The 14,844-nt window shown below is 63.3% G+C and carries 11 protein-coding genes; 6 read left to right on the plus strand and 5 right to left on the minus strand.

Going from position 1 to position 14,844, the window contains the following annotated elements; all coding sequences use genetic code 11:
- Window positions 1-4: 4 nt before the first annotated feature.
- From NLY42_RS22165 to NLY42_RS22180, 4 genes are all read left to right on the plus strand, one after another.
- Window positions 5-2,167: an amylo-alpha-1,6-glucosidase gene (locus NLY42_RS22165; RefSeq protein WP_023672688.1), complete on the plus strand. Its 2,163-nt coding sequence runs from the start codon at window positions 5-7 to the stop codon at window positions 2,165-2,167.
- Between the two features lie 144 nt (window positions 2,168-2,311).
- Window positions 2,312-4,093, plus strand: coding sequence for an alpha,alpha-trehalose-phosphate synthase (UDP-forming) (locus NLY42_RS22170; protein WP_023754856.1), 1,782 nt, complete (start codon window positions 2,312-2,314; stop codon window positions 4,091-4,093).
- Window positions 4,090-4,878 (plus strand): trehalose-phosphatase, encoded by a 789-nt coding sequence (gene otsB / locus NLY42_RS22175; RefSeq protein ID WP_031244659.1) that lies wholly within the window; start codon window positions 4,090-4,092, stop codon window positions 4,876-4,878. The genes NLY42_RS22170 and otsB overlap by 4 nt, the downstream gene beginning before the upstream one ends.
- Before the next feature lie 200 nt (window positions 4,879-5,078).
- A complete protein-coding gene (locus tag NLY42_RS22180) occupies window positions 5,079-6,536 on the plus strand; it encodes an NCS1 family nucleobase:cation symporter-1 (RefSeq protein WP_023693457.1) in 1,458 nt (485 codons plus the stop codon).
- An 83-nt stretch (window positions 6,537-6,619) separates the two neighbouring features.
- Here NLY42_RS22180 and NLY42_RS22185 read toward each other — a convergent pair whose 3' ends face one another.
- The 5 genes from NLY42_RS22185 to tpiA all read right to left on the minus strand — a co-directional run bounded on the left by NLY42_RS22185 (window position 6,620) and on the right by tpiA (window position 11,757).
- The gene (locus tag NLY42_RS22185; protein WP_023743360.1) at window positions 6,620-7,165 is read right to left on the minus strand and encodes a DUF1697 domain-containing protein; all 546 of its coding nucleotides are present in this window, start codon (window positions 7,163-7,165) and stop codon (window positions 6,620-6,622) included.
- A 24-nt stretch (window positions 7,166-7,189) separates the two neighbouring features.
- Window positions 7,190-8,827, minus strand: coding sequence for a CTP synthase (gene pyrG, locus NLY42_RS22190; protein ID WP_081725397.1), 1,638 nt, complete (start codon window positions 8,825-8,827; stop codon window positions 7,190-7,192).
- Window positions 8,828-8,981: 154 nt separating this feature from the next.
- On the minus strand, window positions 8,982-10,100 hold the full coding sequence (locus NLY42_RS22195) for a L,D-transpeptidase (RefSeq protein ID WP_023724398.1): 1,119 nt from the start codon (window positions 10,098-10,100) through the stop codon (window positions 8,982-8,984).
- 201 nt (window positions 10,101-10,301) lie between these two features.
- Window positions 10,302-10,790, minus strand: coding sequence for a preprotein translocase subunit SecG (secG, locus tag NLY42_RS22200; protein WP_023724397.1), 489 nt, complete (start codon window positions 10,788-10,790; stop codon window positions 10,302-10,304).
- A 196-nt stretch (window positions 10,791-10,986) separates the two neighbouring features.
- A complete protein-coding gene (tpiA, locus tag NLY42_RS22205) occupies window positions 10,987-11,757 on the minus strand; it encodes a triose-phosphate isomerase (RefSeq protein ID WP_023754858.1) in 771 nt (256 codons plus the stop codon).
- Between the two features lie 147 nt (window positions 11,758-11,904).
- On the opposite strand from tpiA, the gene NLY42_RS22210 reads away from it, so the two are divergent.
- On the plus strand, window positions 11,905-13,800 hold the full coding sequence (locus NLY42_RS22210; RefSeq protein WP_023738725.1) for a peptidylprolyl isomerase: 1,896 nt from the start codon (window positions 11,905-11,907) through the stop codon (window positions 13,798-13,800).
- A 31-nt stretch (window positions 13,801-13,831) separates the two neighbouring features.
- The gene (gene trpD / locus NLY42_RS22215) at window positions 13,832-14,842 is read left to right on the plus strand and encodes an anthranilate phosphoribosyltransferase (protein WP_023754859.1); all 1,011 of its coding nucleotides are present in this window, start codon (window positions 13,832-13,834) and stop codon (window positions 14,840-14,842) included.
- Window positions 14,843-14,844 lie beyond the last annotated feature (2 nt).

The raw sequence follows: 14,844 nt of genomic DNA on the forward strand, positions 1-14,844 counted from the left end.
ACTGATGACCGAACTTGACGAGCGCAAGCTCGACCCTGCCGTGGCCCTTGCCTCCCTGGACGAAACCGCGCCGCGCGAGCCGCACCGGCTGTTTGCCCTAAAGCAAGGCGACTGTTTTGCCGTGGCCGATGCCTACGGCGATATCAGGGGTGCGGGCGACGGTTTCTTCCGTGACGACACCCGGGTGCTGTCGGAGTTCAGGCTCACCGTCGGCGGCCGGCAGACATCGCTGCTCGGCGCCTCGCTCAGCCAGGACAATGTGCTGTTCACCAGCAATATGACCAATTTGCCGATGCAAAGCGTCGGTGGCCGCGACATCCCGCAGGGCGCCATCCATATCGAGCGCGTCAGGCTGTTGTGGCAGGACCGGCTGTTCGAGCGCATCACCCTTTCCAACTACAGCCAGGAGCATTCGGCAATCCGCGTCTCGCTGCATTTTGCCGCCGATTTCCGCGACATGTTCGAGGTGCGCGGTTCGACCCGGCCGAAGCGCGGAATGGCGCATGCAGCGGAGATCGCGCCTGCCTCGGTGCTGCTGCGCTATGACGGACTGGACGGGCTGGCGCGGGTGTCGGCGATCTCGTTCTCGCAGCCGCCAGACCAGTTGAGCGCCGAGCGCGCGGATTTCCTCATCGCAGTGACCAAGCGCAGCAGCAAGATGCTTTACGTCGAGGTCGGCGCGGAACTGACCGAAACGCCCGACCGCGACCGCTTCCGGGCGGCCGCGGCGCGCGCCCGTTTCGGCATGCGGGCCAAGCGCCGCCATGGCGCGACGGTGCACAGTTCGGGTCGCGTCTTCAACGATTGGGTCGAACGCGCCCGCGCGGATGTCGCCTTGCTGACCACCGAGTTGTCGACCGGCCCCTACCCCTATGCCGGCATCCCCTGGTTTTCGACGGCCTTCGGCCGTGACGGCGTCATCTCGGCGCTGCAGATGCTATGGCTCAACCCCGGCCTGGCGCGCGGCGTGCTTGCCTTCCTCGCCCAGCACCAGGCGACCGAGACATCGCCTTTCAGCGACTCGCAGCCCGGCAAGATCATGCACGAGACGCGCAAGGGCGAGATGGTGGCGCTGCAGGAACTGCCTTTCGGCCGCTACTATGGCGGCGTCGATACCACGCCGCTCTACATCCACCTCGCTTGCGCCTATGCCGAACGCACCGGCGACATGGACTTCATCGCCAGCCTGTGGCCGTCTCTCTGCGCCGCCGCCAAGTGGACGGAAGAGGCGAGCCGCGCAACCGGCTTCGTCACCTATCAGCGCGCTGCCGAATCCGGCCTTGCGAACCAGGGCTGGAAGGACAGCTTCGACTCCGTCTTCCACGCCGACGGGCGCATCCCCAAGGGGCCGATCGCGCTGGTCGAAGTGCAGGGTTATGTCTTCGCCGCCTTCAGGGGCCTTGCCGCTCTCGCCCGCCGCCGGGGCGAGTTCGCGCAGGCCGAGCACTGGGAAAATCGCGCCGAAGAGATGCGGATCGCCGTCGAGCGTGATTTCTGGCTGGACGATCTCGGGTTCTATGCGCTGGCGATCGACGGCGCCGGAGAGCCGTGCAAGGTGCGCACCTCGAATGCCGGACACCTGCTCTATGTCGGCCTGCCCGAACCGGCGCGGGCTAAGATGGTCGCCGACCAGTTGCTTTCGGCTTCCTTCCACTCCGGCTGGGGGGTGCGAACGCTTTCCGACGATGCTGTGCTGTTCAACCCGATGTCGTACCACAATGGTTCCATCTGGCCGCATGACACGGCGATGTGCGGCGCCGGCCTGGCGCGGTTCGGCGAGCGTGACAGCGTGGTGCGGCTGATGAGCGGTACGTTCGAATCGGCAGTGCATTTCAACATGCGACTGCCAGAACTGTTCTGCGGTTTCACCCGCTCGCCGGGCGAAGCGCCGATCGCCTACCCCGTCGCCTGCCTGCCGCAAGCGTGGTCCGCAGGCTCGGCCTTCATGCTGATGCAGGCGTGCCTCGGTCTGGAAATCGACGGCTGGAACGGCGAAATCCACGTCACTCGACCCCGTTTGCCGATCGGCATCGATACGCTGACGCTCAGGCATCTGGGTGTCGGCGAAAAGAGGGTCGATCTTACCTTCCAGCGCGTCGGCGACCGCGTCGTCGCCTTTCTCGCCGACCGCCATGAAGGGCTGGTTCCGCTGATCGTGCGGACATGATCTGAACGGCCTTCAACGGGAACCGAACCCAGGGTTTGTGCGTTGCGAAAAACACAGGTTCTCACGGGCGATCGTCGGCTGCGAACACTCAAATCGAACCATGAAGAAAAAGGCCCTGGCGGCCAAAATTGAGTTGGAATTGGAATGACTGATTATGGCATGGCCCTGCTCTGGGTCTTGATCCTTGCAAGCCTTGGCCTTTCGATTCTAGCCGTTATGTTATCGATCTCCAGGCAACGTCGTAGCCATAGCTTGACGGTTGCACCGACTGCCGGCGAGGACGTCGCATCGGAAGCGACGCGCAAGGTCTTGCGGGAGTTCGAGAAGAACGGACAATCTCCCGACGCGGCGCTGGTGAACTGGTCGCCCGACACCTTGCGCAAGATACTTGCCGACGACCTGCCGGACGCGCAGGTCATCGTCGTCTCGAACCGAGAACCCTATATCCACAACATCAAGGACGACGGCGTCGAGCTTCTGGTGCCGGCCAGCGGCCTGGTGTCGGCGCTTGAGCCTATCACCCGCGCCTGCAGCGGCACCTGGATCGCCTATGGCGGCGGAACGGCGGATCGTCTGACGGTCGACAGCAACGATCGGGTTCAGGTGCCGCCGGACAATCCGTCCTATACGCTGCGCCGCGTGTGGCTGAGCGACGACGAATATCAGGGCTACTATCTCGGCTTTGCCAATGAAGGGCTTTGGCCGCTCTGCCATATCGCCTTCACACGGCCGGTCTTCCGTGCCTCGGACTGGGAGGCCTATGAGGCCGTCAACCGCAAATTCGCCGATATGGTGGTTGCCGAGGCGCGCAATGAGCGGCCGATCGTGCTGGTTCAGGATTACCATTTCGCGCTCCTGCCGCGCATGATCCGCGAGCGCCTGCCGGAGGCGATCATCATCACCTTCTGGCACATCCCGTGGCCGAACTCCGAAGTGTTCAGCATCTGCCCATGGCGCGAACGCGTTCTTGATGGACTGCTCGGGAGCTCGATCATCGGCTTTCACACCCAGTTTCATGCCAATAATTTCACTGAAAGCGTAGACCGGTTCCTGGAAAGCCGCATCGAGCGCGCCGACGCCGCGATCTCGTATGGCGGGCGGACGACCCTGGTGCACGCCTATCCCATCTCCATCGAATGGCCGGCCGAACTCCTGGCCAAACTGCCGCCGGTCGAGGAAAGCCGCGCCCGCCTGCGTGAGCGGTTCGGCCTGTCGGCGGACGTCAAGCTGTGCGTCGGCGTCGAGCGCCTGGACTACACCAAGGGCATCCTCGACCGCTTCCATGCGCTGGACGAATTGTTTACGCGCCACCCCGAGTGGATCGGCAAGGTAGTGTTCCTGCAGATTGCTGCCCCAAGCCGCGGCACGCTGCCGGCGTACCAGCAATTGCACGATGAATGCCTGCGTTATGCCAACGAGCTCAACCAGCGCTACGGTCATGACGGCTACAAGCCCGTGGTCATGGTGGCTGAGCACCATTCGCAGCAACAGGTCTATGAGATCTATCGCGCCGCCGACATCTGCATGGTCACCAGCCTGCATGACGGCATGAACCTCGTAGCCAAGGAATTCGTCGCCGCGCGTGACGACGAACAGGGCGTGCTGTTGCTCAGCACGTTTGCCGGCGCGTCGCGCGAACTGCTGGAAGCACTGATCGTCAATCCTTACGACGCGGCGATGATGAGCCAGGTGCTGCTGCAGGCGCTGACCATGTCACCGGACGAACAACGCGAGCGCATGCGCCCGATGCGCGAAATAGTGCGCGACAACAATGTCTTTCGCTGGGCCGGCAGCATGCTGCTCGATGCGGCGCGCCTGCGCAAACGCGGCGACCTCGAAAGAGCGACAAGTGTCGCCGAGCGGCCCGCAAACACCGACACCAACATCGTCTCGCTGTTCGACCGCATGCGGAAGGTGGCGTCATGAATAGCCTGTCAAAAGCACCGGGCCTGCCAACCGCACCCGACCTGCCGGAAGGACAATGGGCGCTTTTCCTCGATATCGACGGCACGTTGCTGGAGCACGCGGCGCACCCCGACGCCGTGTCCGTAAGCGACGAACTGCGCAACCTCCTCGGCGTCGTCGACAAACGGCTGGACGGCGCTGTCGCCTTTATCACCGGCCGCTCGGTCGAAGGCGCCGACCGCCTGTTTCATCCGTTGAAGCTGCGTGTTGCCGGTCTCTATGGGCTGGAACACCGGCTGACGCCGGACGGCCCGGTCGTTACCGCGGATGCTCCCGCCGATATCGCTGCCCTTGCCGACGCCATCGAAGCCGAACTGGATGACGGCCTTGTTCATATCGAGCGCAAGGGTCCGATCCTCGCCATCCATACGCGTGCGGCGCCGCATCTGCTGGCCAGGGCAACGCATCTTGTCGAACAGGCTTTGACCGAGCTTCCCAAGGGCTATCGGGTTATCCCGGGCAATGCCGGCGTCGAACTCATGCCGCTCGAAGCCGCCAAGGGCGCTGCCGTGCGGCGTTTCATGGCAATCCCGCCCTTTGCCGGACGCCGGCCGGTCTTTCTCGGCGACGACACCGCCGACGAAAACGGTTTCGAGGCGATCAACGAGGCCGGCGGCATCTCGATCCGGGTCAAGCCGCGTGGGCCGACCGTGGCCCAATACAGGCTCGATGATGTCACCTGCGCGATAGCCTGGCTTGCCGCCAATTTCGACGCATCACCGGCCCTCAACCGCAAAGCGTCCTGATCCCTGCCGTCTGCGGGTCGAATCAAGATCGCCGCGATTGCGCCGACCTTCGCCAAAAGCCGATCGATAAGCGCTGTTCTCATTGAATATCTTTAAGGCCAAAGCCGGCAAATGGATTGCTTGCCGGTTCCCCTGCGTCAGGCATAACCTGCGCAGTCGACGCGTGAGGGCGCGTGCGGCATCAAGGGGAGGACATCGCAGTGACCATACAAGGCGCATCACCCGATCTATACAATGAGGATCTGGCTCCGGCCAAAGTCCGAAACTGGGGGCCGTTCTCGATTTTCAACGTCTGGACGTCGGACGTCCACAGCCTCTGGGGCTATTATCTCGCCGCAAGCCTGTTCCTGTTTTGCGGCGGCTTCGTCAATTTCATCATCGCCATCGGCATCGGTTCGCTGATCATCTACGCGCTGATGAACATGGTCGGCTATGCCGGCGTGAAGACCGGCGTGCCCTACCCCGTGCTGGCGCGCGCGTCCTTCGGCATCTGGGGCGCCAACATTCCGGCCCTGGTGCGCGCCATCGTCGCCTGCTTCTGGTACGGCGCGCAGACGGCAGCGGCATCGGGCGCGATCGTGGCGTTGCTGATCCGCTCGCAATGGTTCGCCGATTTCAACGCCAACACGCATTTCCTCGGCCATACGGGTCTGGAAGTGATCTGTTTTGTGGTCATCTGGGCACTGCAATTGCTGATCATCCAGAACGGCATGGAAACGGTGCGCCGCTTCCAGGATTGGGCCGGCCCGGCGGTGTGGGTGATGATGTTGATCCTGGCGATCTATCTCTGTGTAAAATCCGGGAGATTTGCCTTTACCAGCGACATCCCGATGGATGTGCTGCTCGACAAGACAAAGGATGCCGGCGTACCCGGAACCCCTGGCTCCTGGACGTCGCTGTTTGCGGTGGCGGCGATCTGGGTCACCTATTTCTCGGCGCTCTATCTCAATTTCTGCGATTTCGCCCGCTATGCCCCAGACAAGGCATCGCTGCGCAAGGGCAACATCTGGGGCCTGCCGATCAATCTCATCCTGTTCTCGCTGGTCGCCGGCGTGACCACCATCGCTGCCTTCGACGTGTATGGCGAAGTGCTTCTGCATCCCGACCAGATCTCGGCGAAATTCGACAGCTGGTTCCTGGCAGCGCTTGCAGCCCTGACCTTTGCCGTGGCGACGCTCGGCATCAATGTGGTGGCAAACTTCGTCTCGCCGGCCTTCGACTTCTCCAACGTCTTTCCGCGGCAGATCGACTTCAAGAAGGGCGGCTATATCGCGGCCGTAATCGCGCTGGTGCTCTATCCCTTCGCGCCGTGGGAAGGCAGTGCGGCGTCTTTCGTCAACGTCATCGGCGCGACGATGGGGCCGATCTTCGGGGTGATGATGGTCGACTACTATCTGATCCGGAAGGGCGAGGTCGACGTCGAGGCACTGTACCGCGAAGATGGCGAGTTCCGCTTCCAGGGCGGCTGGCACATCAACGCCTTCATAGCCGCCGGCATCGGCGCCATCTTCTCCTCGGTCCTGCCGAACTTCACGAACCTGCTACCGGCATGGTGGGGCGTTTATGGCTGGTTCTTCGGCGTCGGCATTGCAGGGGTCATCTACTACGTCCTTCGCACCGCCGCCCTTGGCGCAGGGGCCAGGACGGCAAAGGCGTGAAATGAGAGATAGGGAGTAGTCAGTAGTCAGTAGTCAGTAGTCAGTAGTCAGTAGGGAATAGTATAACCCCTACTCCCTACTCCCTACTCCCTACTCCCTACCATCTCAGCCAATCTCCGCACCGTGTTCCAGTTGCGTGCGGTGCCGATGCCCATGCGCTTGTGGTTCATGGCAGCGAGCAGCCGCGAGCTTGGCCGCTCGCGCGAAAAGACGACCCAGATGTCGCCATCGACCGAAGCCACCTTCTCGTCCTCGGCGGCATAGGCCTGGAGCGCGGCCACACCATCCGCTGGCGCTGGCTTGCGCATCACCCGCACAGCCACCTGATCGCCTGCCTCGGCAGAGTCGGCCGGGAATGGGTTGCCGGCGGCAAGTTTCAGCCAATCCTCGGCAGTGCGCACGATGATGACGACGTTGCGGCCGAAGGTTTTTTCGAAGGCCGTTTCCAGCCGCTGTTCCAGCTTGGCGATGCCGGTCGCCCGTGTCTCGAAGACCAGATTGCCGGTCGCCACCAGGGTGCGCGGGTTCTTCAGCCCAAGCTGTTCAGCCATCGCCTTGAGGTCGGCCATGACGACCCGGCGGCCTTCGCCGAGGATAATGCTGTAGAGCAGCGCAACATAGGTCTGCATCAGCTGCGAAACCTCACCGTGGCCCTAGACCAGTCGCGACTGGTCCACCGCGGCCGAGATGAAGCTGGCGAACAGGGGATGCGGCTCAAGCGGCCGGCTCTTCAGCTCCGGATGGTACTGGACGCCGATAAACCAGGGATGGTCGGGATATTCGACGGTTTCCGGCAGCACACCGTCGGGCGACATGCCGGCAAACACCAGGCCGCAATCTTCTAGCCGCTCCTTGTAGTCGATATTGACCTCGTAGCGGTGGCGATGGCGCTCGGAAATCTGGGTGTCGCCATAGATGTCGGCGATCTTCGAACCCTTGGCGAGTTCAGCCTGATAGGCGCCAAGCCGCATGGTGCCGCCGAGATCGCCCGTTTCGCGGCGCTTCTCCAGCATGTTGCCTTTCAGCCATTCGGTCATCAGGCCGACGACCGGCTCGTCGGTCGGACCGAATTCGGTCGACGAGGCGTGTTCGACGCCGGCCAGCGAGCGCGCTGCCTCGATGCAGGCCATCTGCATGCCGAAGCAGATGCCGAAATACGGCACCTTGCGCTCGCGGGCGAATTTCGCCGCCAGGATCTTGCCTTCCGAGCCGCGCTCGCCGAAGCCGCCGGGCACCAGGATGCCATGCACCTTTTCCAGCCACGGCGTCGGGTCTTCCTTCTCGAAAATCTCGCTCTCGATCCAGTCGAGCTTGACCTTGACGCGGTTGGCCATGCCGCCATGCGACAAAGCCTCGATCAGCGATTTGTAGGCATCCTTGAGGCCGGTGTATTTGCCGACAATGGCGATCGTTACCTCGCCTTCCGGATTGTGGATGCGGTTGGACACGGCCTGCCAGGGCTCCATGCGCGGCTTCGGCGCCGGATCGATACCGAAGGCGGCCAGCACTTCCGAATCGAGCCCTTCCTTGTGGTAAGCCATCGGCACGTCATAGATGTGGGGCACGTCGAGCGCCTGGATGACGGCGCTCTCGCGCACATTGCAGAACAGCGACAGTTTTCTGCGCTCTTCCTTGGGGATGGCGCGGTCGGCGCGGACCAGCAGGATATCGGGCGCGATGCCGATGCCGCGCAGTTCCTTGACCGAATGCTGGGTCGGCTTGGTCTTCAACTCGCCGGCCGTGGGGATGTAAGGCATCAAGGTCAGGTGGACATAGACGGCGTTGTTGCGCGGCAGATCGTTGCCGAGCTGGCGGATAGCCTCGAGAAACGGCATCGCCTCGATATCGCCAACCGTACCGCCGATCTCGCACAGCACGAAATCATAGTCGTCATTGCCGTCGAGCACGAAATTCTTGATCTCATCGGTGACATGCGGAATGACCTGCACGGTGGCGCCGAGATAGTCGCCGCGCCGTTCGCGCTCGATGATGTTCTTGTAGATGCGGCCGGTGGTGATGTTGTCTTGCTGGTTGGCCGAGCGGCCGGTGAAGCGCTCGTAATGGCCAAGATCGAGATCGGTCTCGGCGCCGTCATCGGTGACGAAAACCTCGCCATGCTGGTAAGGCGACATCGTTCCGGGATCGACATTGAGATAGGGATCGAGCTTTTTGATGCGTGCGCGATAGCCTCGCGCCTGCAAGAGAGCCCCAAGGGCCGCTGCAGCGATGCCTTTTCCAAGTGAGGAAACCACGCCGCCTGTGATGAATACATATCGCGCCATGGGAGTCATCGCTTAACGCGGCCGAATTGATTCCGCCAGAGAAAAAACCGCCGCTGAGGCTTTTTCCAGAGAAGGCGCGATAGTCCCGAGGTTCGAGACTGGTGTTTTGGTCAAAACAAAAGGGCCGGCAAAAGCCGGCCCTTTCGGCAGGTTTGTGAAAGCGTCAGATGATGACGACCTTGGTGCCGACCCTGACGCGGCTGTAGAGGTCCATGACGTGCTCGTTGATCATGCGGAAGCAGCCATTGGAAGCGCTGGTTCCGATCGACTGCGGCGCGATGGTGCCGTGGATGCGCAGATGCGTGTCCTTCTTGCCGTCGTAGAGATAGATGGCGCGGGCGCCGAGCGGGTTCTGGCCGCCGCCGGGCATGCCGTCCTTGTACTGGCCATAATGCTTGGGTTCGCGCTTCTGCATGTCGAGCGTCGGGATCCAGCGCGGCCATTCCTGCTTGTCGCCAACGGCAACCTTGCCCTTGAACTGCAGGCCTTCGCGGCCGACCGCGATCGCATAGCGGCGGGCGGTGAAAGCCGATTCGACGAGGTAGAGGCGGCGCGCGCTGGTATCGATGACGATCGTACCCGGCTCATAGCCGCTGAATTCGACGTCCTGCGGCACGAATTCCGGCTTCACCTTGAACTGCTTCTTGGCTTGCCGCTTGGCGAGAGCCTGGTCGAGCGCGCGCGTTTCGGGGAGATAGGCAATCGACGAGGCAGAGGACGTGCCGCCGAACAGGCCGGCGAACAGTCCGCCACTCGTCGGCTTCTGGCCCGGGGCCTCGCTGCGCAATTCGCCATTGTTGCCGGTCAGCGCGATATTCATCGCTTCGGCCGGAAGCGGTTCAGCCGATTCGATCGGCTCGACCGGCGCGATCGGGTCAACCGGAGCGATGATCTTGGTGATCTTCTTGCCTGGCTTGGCGTCAGCGATCACCACCGGCTTGCCCTTGCTGGCCAGGAACGCCTGGCGCTGGGCATCGGCCCTGGCTTTCGCCGCATCGCGCATCGCCAGCTTGCGGGCCTCGAGCGCCTTGACGCGGGCGAGATCCCTGTCGGCGGCGATCTTGTCTTCGAGCTTGCTGATCTGAGCCAGATCGTCCGGGCTCGGGTTTTTCTTCTTCTTGAGAAGCTTCAGCTGCGTCGCATCGCTCTTGGCGGCGACGTTGATGACAGCGGTTTTGCCAACCGCCTGCGGTGAGGTCATTGCCGGAGTGCCGGCGAAGGCCGCGGAGCTCATGCCGAATACGGCACAAAACCCCATGAAAATGAAGCTGCGAAGCTGCATGGCGAAGATCCGATCGTTCAATGCTTGTTGCCCACGGCGTCGCCCGGCGCCCCCCAAGGGCGCAGAAAGTGCCGCCGGCAATCTATAATCGAAGTGGCGTACGGGCCTCAAGCACGGGGTGCGGTCGAATCTTCGTGATCGTGTGCCATTTGCCGCGACTGTGTTGAAACAACAACAGATCGCGGCATCCGACCCTACCGACTACTGGTTCGGAACCTGCGGCGTGACCGGCAAGGTAACGCCATTGGTAGCCGGCGGCGCAGCCGAATCGGTTGCAGGTGGCGTCGCCGGAGATGGAGCCGTCGCCGGGGCCGTGGTGGCGGGCGGCGTGGTGGCGGCGCCGTTGGCCGCGGGCGCGGCCGGTGCGGTGTTGCCCGAAGGCGGCGTCGGCGCCGTCGTGCCGGGCAACTGATTGAGCACGCCGTTGCCGCTGTCGGCCGGCACGCGGTCGAGAATGTCGATCGGTTTTTCGCCATAGCGGGCAACGATCGAGAGTGTCAGCGACGTCACGAAGAAGGCCGCGGCCAGGATCGCCGTCGCCCGCGTCAGCGCATTGGCGGCGCCACGCGCGGTCATGAAACCGGAACCGCCGCCAATGCCGAGACCACCGCCTTCGGAGCGTTGCAGCAGCACCACGCCGACAAGGGCGAGCACGACCATGAGGTGGATGACGATCAGTACGGTTTCCATATTTTATCCTGGCAAGCCCTGCCGCTCCCTGGCGATCAGGGCCGGTGATTTGGAGGCGGCTCCATACAATGCTTTAACGGCATTTCCAAGCCCGTGGCCGGAATATGGGAAGCAATGCGCCCTTTGCAACGATTTCCGCCGAACTGCTGCGTTCATAAGTCGATGACGGAACTGGTCGGCAACGAAATTCCGGGGCCTACGCGATATTCTGGTATGCCTCGGCGATGGCGAGAAAGTCGGACGCCTTCAAGCTGGCGCCGCCAACCAGCGCGCCGTCGACGTTTTTGACGCCCAGCAGTTCGACCGCGTTGGACGCCTTGACCGAGCCGCCATAGAGGATGCGCATCTTGCCGGCCACGGCTGCGCCGAGCGCTTCCGCCAGTTTTTGGCGGATATTCGCGTGCGCCTCCGCCACGTCTTCGGCGGTCGGCGTCAGGCCGGTGCCGATAGCCCATACCGGCTCGTAGGCGATAACGGTGTTGGCGGGCGTTGCGCTCGGTGGCACCGAGCCGGCGACCTGCCGCGACAACACGTCGAGTGCTGTGCCCGCTTCGCGCTCGGCCTTGGTCTCGCCGATGCAGATGATGGCGACGAGCCCTGCCCGCCACGCCGCCGAGGCCTTGGCGAGGACGATGGCATCGTCCTCGCTGCGCTGTTCGCGGCACTCGGAATGGCCGACAATGACGTGGCTGGCGCCCGCATCCTTCAGCATCTCGGCTGAGACGCAGCCGGTGAAGGCGCCGCTTTCCTTGATGTGGCAGTCCTCGCCACCGGCCCGCACCGGCGTGCGCGACAGGATTTCGACGGCGCGCGACAGTAAGGTCGCCGGCACGCAGACCAATGCTTCGGTCTCTGCGTCGAGCCCGCTCATGAAGCCGTTGCCGATCATCCTGAGCTCGTTCAGCGAAGCGCTGGTGCCGTTCATTTTCCAGTTGCCGGCAACGAGCGGTCGAATTCCTGGCGTCATGGGGATCTGGTTCTCCGGGCGACATTGGGGTCTCGCCCTCCCTATCAAAATCAGGCCACAAAGCAATCGACAGTGAGCCGGAAGGGCGCTATTGCGCTTGTTTCAGACTCGGGCGCACGCAAAACTGCGCAAAAATCGGAAGTAACAATGCTTGGTATATTGAGAAGCGCGGCAGGGACCTGGGTCGCGAAAGCCCTGCTGTCGCTGCTGGTGTTGAGTTTCCTTGCCTGGGGCGTCACCACGCGGATGACGGGCGGCTTCCTGGCTGGCCATCATGCGGTGATCACCGCCGGCAGCACCACCGTGTCGATCACCGAGTACCGCCTCGCCTACGATCGCCAGATCGCCATGCTGCAGCAGCAGATCGGCCAGCGCATCAGCCGCGACCAGGCCAAGGCCTATGGCATCGACAACCAGGTGCTGGCTCAGTTGGTGTCCGGCGCCGTCCTTGACGAACAGGCGCGCAAGCTCGGGCTTGGCTTCTCCAAGGACAGGCTGGCCGAACTGACGCGGCAGGAACCCGCCTTCCAAGGCCCGAATGGCCAGTTCGACCGCCGGCTGTTCGAATCCCGGCTGCGCGAACTGGGAATGCGGCCGGAGGATTATCTGAAGAACCGGGCTCAGGTGGCGGTGCGCCAGCAGATCGTCGAAGCGGTTTCGGACGGCCTCAAGGCTCCGGACACCTTCTTCAAGGCAGTTGCGCTCTATCGGGGCGAAGACCGCACCATCGACTATCTGATCTTGCCAAAGGCGTTGGTGGAGCCCATCGAGGCGCCATCCGACAGCGTGCTTCAGGCTTATTTCGAGGCCAACAAGAAAACCTACGCGGCGCCAGAATACCGCAAATTCTCCTATGTCCGGCTCGAGCCCGAAGACATCATGGATGTCAGCGCCGTAACGGACCAGCAGGTCAGCGACGACTACAACAAGAACAAGGGCCGCTACACCACGCCGGAAATGCGCACCATCGAACAGCTGGTGTTCCCTTCCGCGGACGCCGCCAAGGCGGCATCCGATTCGCTGAAGACGGGCGCCACTTTCGACAAGATCGTCACCGCGCAGGGCAAGACCCCGGCCGACACGCTGCTCGGCACGCTCTCCAAGGATAAGATCACCGACAAGGCGGTCGCCGATGCCGCATTCGCGCTTGCCGTCAACGAAGTCAGCCCGGTCGTCCAGGGCGCGTTCGGTCCGGTGCTTTTGCGCGTCACCGAGATCAAACCGGAAACGGTGAAGCCGCTGGCGGAAGTGTCAGACCAGATCCGAAAGGATCTGGCGCTCGGCGAAGCAAGCCGCATCCTGCTCGACGTGCACGACAACTACGAAGACACCCGCGCCGCCGGCAGCACGCTGGCCGAAGCCGCCGCCAAACTGAAGCTCAAGGACGTCACCGTCGAGGCCATAGACCGCACCGGCCTCAAGCCGGACGGCACCATCATCAAGGACCTGCCGGCATCGCCGGACCTGATCAAGGCGGTGTTCGAGGCCGAGCCCAACACCGAGAATCAAGCCCTGACCACGCCTAACAACGGCTTCGTGTTCTATGAACTGACATCGATCACGCCGGCTCGCGACCGCACGCTGGACGAAGTCCGCCAGCGCGTGGTGGCGGACTGGACGACAGAGGAAACGACCAAGCGGCTGACCGCGAAAGCAGACGAACTCGACAAGCGCCTCAAGGCTGGCACCACACTCGACGTCATCGCCGGCGAACTGAAGCTTGAAAAGCAGACCAAGCGCGGCGTGAAGCGCGAGGCCGACGATGTCGATTTCGGCAAGGAGGGTGCTGCTGCGATGTTCGGCGTCGGCGAAGGCGGCACCGGGCTGATCCCCTCGCCCACCGGCGACGGCCAGATCCTGTTCAAGGTCGCCGAAGTGTTCGAGCCGGCCGGAGCCGACGCCAGCTCGGTACCCGACGATGCGCAAAAATCCTTCACGCAAGGCATGTCCGACGATCTGCTCGACCAGCTGGTGGCGCAGTTGCAGACGCAGTACGCCGTCAGCGTCGACCAGGCCGCCGTTGCCCAAGCCCTCGCCCAATGAATGGCCTTAGCCCAATGAACGTCTTGGCCCAATGAGCGCCCTGAAGACCCATATCGCCAAGGTCGCCACGGGAACCGGGCTTACCTTCGAGGAAGCGCGCGAAGCTTTCGACATCATCATGTCTGGCGACGCGACGCCGGGCCAGATCGGCGGCTTCCTGATGGCGTTGCGCGTGCGCGGGGAGACCGTGAGCGAGATTTCCGGCGCCGTCGCCACCATGCGTGCCAAGATGCTGCGCGTCGAAGCTCCTGAGGGCGCCATCGACATTGTCGGCACGGGCGGCGACAATTCGCATTCAGTCAACATCTCGACCGCTTCGGCCTTCGTCATTGCCGGCTGCGGCGTGCCGGTCGCCAAGCACGGCAATCGCGGCCTGTCGTCGCTGACGGGCGCCGCCGATGTGCTGGTCGCGCTCGGCGTCAAGATCGATATCCCGCCAGAGGTGATCGGCCGCTGCATCCAGGAGGCCGGCGTCGGCTTCATGTTCGCGCCGGCGCACCACCCGGCGATGAAGCATGTCGGCCCGACCCGCGTCGAGCTCGGCACGCGCACCATCTTCAACCTGCTCGGACCGCTGTCCAATCCGGCCGGCGTCAGCAGGCAGATGGTCGGCGTGTTCCTGCCGGAATGGATCGTGCCGGTGGCCGAGACATTGAAGGCGTTGGGCACCGAGCATGCCTGGGTGGTCCATGGGGATGGCTATGACGAAATCACCACCACCGGCGAAACGCACGTGGCGGAATTGGCCGGCGGCGAGATCCGCCATTTCACGCTCACCCCGGAAGCCGTCGGCCTGCAGCGCCACACCAAGGACGAGTTGCGCGGCGGCGACGCCGCCTACAACGCCAAGGCGTTGCGCGACATGCTGGGCGGTGCTGCCGGCGCCTATCGCGATACGGTGCTGATGAATGCCGGCGCCGGCATGGTGGTAGCCGGCAAGGCGACGACGCTTGCCGACGGCATGGCCGCGGCCACACAGGCCATCGACAGCGGCCGGGCGCTGGGCGTGCTCGACAGGCTGGTCGAGATTTCGAACGGATGAGC

The sequence above is a fragment of the Mesorhizobium sp. C372A genome (assembly GCF_030323245.1).
In the GTDB taxonomy this organism is placed as follows: Bacteria; Pseudomonadota; Alphaproteobacteria; order Rhizobiales; family Rhizobiaceae; genus Mesorhizobium.

What these genes read in the sequence shown, in the direction of transcription:
- NLY42_RS22165 (WP_023672688.1), top strand. Translation starts at nt 5, where the DNA reads ATGACCGAACTTGACGAGCGCAAGCTCGACCCTGCCGTGGCCCTTGCC.
- NLY42_RS22170 (WP_023754856.1), top strand. Translation starts at nt 2,312, where the DNA reads ATGACTGATTATGGCATGGCCCTGCTCTGGGTCTTGATCCTTGCAAGC.
- otsB (WP_031244659.1), top strand. Translation starts at nt 4,090, where the DNA reads ATGAATAGCCTGTCAAAAGCACCGGGCCTGCCAACCGCACCCGACCTG.
- NLY42_RS22185 (WP_023743360.1), bottom strand. Translation starts at nt 7,165, where the DNA reads ATGCAGACCTATGTTGCGCTGCTCTACAGCATTATCCTCGGCGAAGGC.
- pyrG (WP_081725397.1), bottom strand. Translation starts at nt 8,827, where the DNA reads ATGACTCCCATGGCGCGATATGTATTCATCACAGGCGGCGTGGTTTCC.
- NLY42_RS22195 (WP_023724398.1), bottom strand. Translation starts at nt 10,100, where the DNA reads ATGCAGCTTCGCAGCTTCATTTTCATGGGGTTTTGTGCCGTATTCGGC.
- secG (WP_023724397.1), bottom strand. Translation starts at nt 10,790, where the DNA reads ATGGAAACCGTACTGATCGTCATCCACCTCATGGTCGTGCTCGCCCTT.
- tpiA (WP_023754858.1), bottom strand. Translation starts at nt 11,757, where the DNA reads ATGACGCCAGGAATTCGACCGCTCGTTGCCGGCAACTGGAAAATGAAC.
- NLY42_RS22210 (WP_023738725.1), top strand. Translation starts at nt 11,905, where the DNA reads ATGCTTGGTATATTGAGAAGCGCGGCAGGGACCTGGGTCGCGAAAGCC.
- trpD (WP_023754859.1), top strand. Translation starts at nt 13,832, where the DNA reads ATGAGCGCCCTGAAGACCCATATCGCCAAGGTCGCCACGGGAACCGGG.